Origin of the sequence: Microbacterium sp. (genome assembly GCF_047607465.1) — a bacterium.
Classification (GTDB): domain Bacteria; phylum Actinomycetota; class Actinomycetes; order Actinomycetales; family Microbacteriaceae; genus Microbacterium.
Window position 1 is genome coordinate 1 of the sequence record NZ_JASGCY010000071.1, and the last position, 4,853, is coordinate 4,853.

5 protein-coding genes and 1 tRNA gene are annotated in these 4,853 nt (G+C 67.5%); all 6 read right to left on the minus strand.

The genetic code is table 11. The features are described from left to right. Positions 1-265: 265 nt before the first annotated feature. The gene (locus QM568_RS10205) at positions 266-706 is read right to left on the minus strand and encodes a GNAT family N-acetyltransferase (RefSeq protein ID WP_415138447.1); all 441 of its coding nucleotides are present in this window, start codon (positions 704-706) and stop codon (positions 266-268) included. Between the two features lie 36 nt (positions 707-742). Beyond that, positions 743-1,914 (minus strand): IS3 family transposase gene (locus QM568_RS10210; RefSeq protein ID WP_415138455.1). Its coding sequence is split into 2 segments (ribosomal slippage): positions 743-1,638 and positions 1,638-1,914, totalling 1,173 coding nucleotides; the frame shifts between segments, so codons are not numbered across the junction. A 428-nt stretch (positions 1,915-2,342) separates the two neighbouring features. After that, positions 2,343-2,415 (minus strand) — tRNA-Ala (locus QM568_RS10215). 320 nt (positions 2,416-2,735) lie between these two features. Further along, a complete protein-coding gene (locus QM568_RS10220; protein WP_415138449.1) occupies positions 2,736-3,425 on the minus strand; it encodes an SDR family oxidoreductase in 690 nt (229 codons plus the stop codon). 1 nt (position 3,426) lies between these two features. Further along, the gene (rsfS, locus tag QM568_RS10225; protein ID WP_415138451.1) at positions 3,427-3,798 is read right to left on the minus strand and encodes a ribosome silencing factor; all 372 of its coding nucleotides are present in this window, start codon (positions 3,796-3,798) and stop codon (positions 3,427-3,429) included. Continuing rightward, a partial coding sequence (locus QM568_RS10230; RefSeq protein WP_415138453.1) for a hypothetical protein occupies positions 3,798-4,853 on the minus strand: 1,056 nt, incomplete at its 5' end. The genes rsfS and QM568_RS10230, both read right to left, overlap by 1 nt.

Sequence of the window (4,853 nt, forward strand, 5' to 3'; positions counted from 1 at the left end):
ATATGGGTTTTGGTTTTCATTCACCAATATTTGCTTTTGTTCTGTGGGGTGTCACCATACTCGGTCGGCGACCCACTTGCGCCGCGACCCCCCATCTGCGCAACGTCCTTAATGTGGGGCGCCGCGGCGCTGGGGGGGCGTCGACGGGGCGCTCCAGGTGGTACGAGGCCGACAAGCCCGCCTGCCCTGCGCCGATCACCACGCCGTCGAGGATGCTCCGAGGTGCACGGCGCCACCGGCATCCGCTCTGTTCCACCGGCCCCGCTCAGAGGCCGATCTCATAGTGCGTGAAGCCCGTGTGCGCCGCGACGCGGTCGTACAGCCTCCGCGCCGTGGTGTTGTCCTCCTGGGTGAGCCAGTACACCTTCGCGCTGCCGTGCTCTGCGGCCCAGCCCGTGACGTGCGCGATGAGCGCACGGCCGACGCCGGCGCCGCGGACGTCGGGAGCGACGAAGAGGTCCTCCAGGTAGCAGTAGTCGTCCGTGCTCCACGTGGCGGGGTGGGTGAGCCAGTGCACGAGGCCTATGGCGCGGCCGTCGTCGCCACGGGCGATCGCGCCGTGGATCAGTTGGTCGTCGACGATCCGGGCGAAGGTGCGCGCGGTGATGTCGTCGGGGACCTCCGACGCGTAGAACGTCAGGTACCCGTTCCACAGCCGGATCCACTCGTCGTGGTCGGCCGCCGTGATCGCGTGGATGCTCGTCATGCCTGGGGTCTGCTGTCGGTTTGGTTGAGTCGGGGGTTATGCCGCCAACTCCACGGCTTCCATCATTATGCACTCGAACTCGACCGGGGTCAGCTTGCCGAGTCTGCGCTGTCTCCGCTTGCGGTGGTACTTCGCTTCGATCCAGTGCACGATCGCGAGCCTGAGCTGCTGGCGTGAGACCCATCCGCCCCGGTCGAGGACGTTTTTCTGCAGCAGGCTGAAGAAGCTTTCCATAGCGGCGTTGTCGGCACACGCGCCCTCCCTTCCCATCGACCCGGTCAGCCCGTGACGCTTCAGAGCCTTCACGAACTTCCGTGATCTGAATTGACTGCCGCGGTCGCTGTGAACCACGACACCGGTCGGGTAACCGCGGTGAGCGACAGCCATCTCCAGTGCTGAGACGGCCAGGCGTGCTTTCATACGCTTGTCGATCGCGTAGCCGACGATCTTGTTCGACCAGACGTCTTTGACCGCGCAGCAGTACAGCTTCCCCTCCGCCGTCCAGTGCTCGGTGATGTCCGTCAGCCACAGCTGGTTCGGCCCCGAGGCGGTGAAGTCACGCTGGACAAGATCGTCGTGCACCGGCACGCCCGCCTTCTTGTATCGGCGTTTCCGGGTCGTGATCGTCGAGCGGATCCCTGCCAGGCGGCACAGCCGCCACACGCGCCGCTCAGAGACCTGGTAGCCGAGGTCGTGGAGGTCGTCGGCGAGGACCCGGTACCCGCCCTCGGGGTCATCTTCGTGCAGGCCACGCAGCACCTCGATCAGATGAGCGTCCTCGATATCTCGGGCGCTGACGGGGCTGCGCAGCCACTGGTAGTACGCCTGCTCGCTGAAGCCGAGCAGCCCACACGCCACCGCGACCGGCACCCTGGTGGGGGCGCCGGCCGCGGCCATCTCACGGACGAGCGGGTAGATCATTTTGGGGGCGTGATACGCACCTGCGACAGGTACGCCGCCGCGCGACGGAGCACCTCGTTCTCCATCTCCAGCTCCCGGATCCTCTTGAGCGCGGCAGCCATCTTCCGCTGCTCGTCGGGATCGGTCGACGGGGTCATCCCGTGAGATTCGAACCGGGCATCGCGCACCCAGGCCTGCAGCGCGGACATCGAGATCCCGAGGTCCTTGCACACCTGCTTCTGCGAGATGTCCGAGTCGACCAGCGCGACCGCGTCTCGCTTGAACTCATCAGTGAACTTCACCGGCATGGTAATCATCCTTCCAGCCCCACCCTCAAGCGAAGCAATCCAGGACTCAACCAAACCCTCAGCAGACCCAACTGCGATTCGTAGACATCTCAACCTGCCATTCCATCCTGGTAACGACCATCCACAGAAAGAGTCACACCCCAACCTCATCGCGGCAGGCGTTGCCGTGCGGCTCCCACGCCGTCACGTCACCAGCGAGGACGTCGTGACTGACACCGGACTCAACGCAGAAGAAGGCCTCTGACACCGCTCAGGATGGGCAGGACGCGCATGAAACGCCCGACCCCATCCACACGTTTTGGCCGATAACCCACAAAACCTACTGGCGCAACAACGAAAAAGAACCCGGCTGATGGCCGGGCTCTTCCTCATAACGTGTCAACGATGTCGCGACTCAGATGTCAACTATGTCCCGACTCATCACATTGTGGACCTGAGGGGACTCGAACCCCTGACCCCCTGCATGCCATGCAGGTGCGCTACCAGCTGCGCCACAGGCCCATCTGCTTCCCCGAACCAACCGGGGCAACTTGAAAAGAGTACAACAGGATGCACCCTGAGCACCAATCGACGCCGCTCCCCCGGGCGCGTCACGGTGGGCAGCGCCGCCGCCGACCAGGATGCCGCTGAGAACGGCGACGTCTCGACAGAGTGACGCTCCCTGCCGCCGCGAAACGGACGGCGTCGATACCCGCTCGAAGGGCGGGATGCGACGCGAGACGCAGTGGGGACTGACGGGCGTCGTGCAGACCTCCAGGCTCTCCCACGATGGAGAATGCCTCGGATCGACGCCCCGGCGTTCGGGCCTCGATGGCGCGCTCTCAGCCTGTCGGACGCACCGTCAGGTCGGTGAGATGCGCGTCGGCGAGCAGGTCGAGTGCCAAGAGCACGGTCGCGGCGACCGACTCCGGCGCGATGAACCGCGACGGATCGTACTCCTGCCCCTCCTGCTGGTGCACCTTCTCCTGCATGGGCGTCGCGGTGCGGCCAGGGTACACCGACGTGACCCGGATGCCGTTCGGCGCCTCCTCGGCCCGCAGGGAGTCTGCCAGCGCCTTCAGGCCATGCTTCGACGCCGCATACGCGGACCACCCGGCGTGCGCGTGCAGGCCCGCCCCGGAGTTCACGAACACCACGCGGCCCCGCGAAACCCGCAGCAGCGGCAGCAGCAGGCGTGTGAGCTCCGCTGGGCCCACGAGGTTCACAGCCAACTGCTGCTCCCACAACGCCGGCGGAAGATCGGCGACGGAGCCGAGGTCGACGACGCCCGCGACGTGCACGAGCGCGTCGATGCGCTCCGGCAGCGACTGCTTCGACAGCGCCCAGGAGAGCCTCCCAGGGTTCGAGAGGTCACCGACGAGCGTCTGCGCGCCCGGGAACAGCTCCGCGAGCTGACGCGCCCGCCCCGCGTCGCGTGCGAGCAGGACGACCTCGTCTCCGCGCTCCCTCAGACGGCGCGCAACGACAGCGCCGATGCCGGAGCCGGCACCGGTGATGAGGTGCACAGCCATGTCAGGCGGGATCGACCGCGAGCTCGAAGGGAACGACGGGGCAGTCCTTCCACAGGCGCTCGAGGCCGTAGTACACCCGCTCCTCCTGGTGGAACACGTGCACGATGAGGTCGCCGAAGTCGAGGAGCACCCAACGGGCCTCGGCCCGGCCCTCGCGCCGTACGCGCTTGTGCCCGGCCTCGATGAGCTTGTCCTCGACCTCGTCGGCGATCGCGGCGACGTTGCGCTCGCTGTTGCCCGTGACGAGCAGGAAGATGTCGACGAGAGGCAACGGCTCCGAGACGTTCAGGGCGACGAGATCTTCACCGCCCTTGCTGACGGCGGCGTCTGCAGCGATCTGCAGCATCTCTTCGGCGGTTTCAGGTGACTGCATCAGATGAGTTTCGTGGTGAAGGCGATGATCAGCACGACGCCCAGCGCGAGCGCCAGGCCCCCCGCCACGATCGCCAGGGTGAGCATGAGCTTGTTGCCCTTTTCGGGCGCCGGCGGACGGATGACCTCACCGGCGGGCTTTATGGTGCTGATCGCCGCGCTCGCGGCGATCGGGGTGGGAGAGGATGCCGGCGGCAGCTCTCCGTCGATGAGGATGGCGTCGACGTCCTTGCCGTCGGCGACGCCGTGCGCGTGCCCCTGCGAGCCGATCCCCGAAGGCAGCTCGTACGAGCCGGTCACGAGGATCTCCCCGGTCGAGGCGACGGGTCCGTCCAGCGATCGCTCGCCGGCCGGCGGGTTGAAGATCAGGGCGCTGGTGGCGGAGTGCTGCGAGCCCCCCGAGCCGTCGGCGAGGAGCAGGTCGTCGAACGAGGGGACGAAAGCGCGCGCGGACGCCTGGTCTGCGAGCACGCTCTGTCCGAACACGTCGCTGACGACGGGGCGCTCCGTCTCGGCGTCTGCCGCACCGTCTTCGGCGCCTTCGCCGCTCTCATCAGCGCGCTGGAGGCCGAGCGCGTCGGCGGCGGCACCCTGCGCGGCCTCGTCGTCGACCAGCACGGCCTCGCCGACGGCGTCGTCAGTCACGGCAGCGCTGACCGGGACGACGTCGACCTCCTCGTCGAGGTCATCGTCCTCGTCCGCGCCGGAGGGCACGGCATCCGCTTCAGGAACAGCAACCGCATCGGCAACGGCGTCCGCATCAGGAACGGCATCCGCTTCGACCACGGCATCCGCATCGACGACATCGACGGGAGCCTCTTCGACGACCGCCGGCACGGCATCCGTCTCGTCGACCGCGATGGTCGCTCGCTCACCCTCGGGGGCGGCATCCGCGGTGTCGAGCACCGGAACCGACGCCGTGCGCGCACGCTCCTGCTCGCGCATCTGGCGGCGCGTGAGCAGAGCCGACCCGTCAGCGGCCCCCGTCACAGGCGGCGGCGACAGCGGGGCCGGGTCGGCGGCGCGCGGCAGCGGCGGGACGGGCAGCGGCGGAAC

Excerpts from the sequence above, each read along its gene's own strand:
- QM568_RS10205 (WP_415138447.1), bottom strand. The coding sequence starts at position 706 with ATGACGAGCATCCACGCGATCACGGCGGCCGACCACGACGAGTGGATC.
- QM568_RS10220 (WP_415138449.1), bottom strand. The coding sequence starts at position 3,425 with ATGGCTGTGCACCTCATCACCGGTGCCGGCTCCGGCATCGGCGCTGTC.
- rsfS (WP_415138451.1), bottom strand. The coding sequence starts at position 3,798 with ATGCAGTCACCTGAAACCGCCGAAGAGATGCTGCAGATCGCTGCAGAC.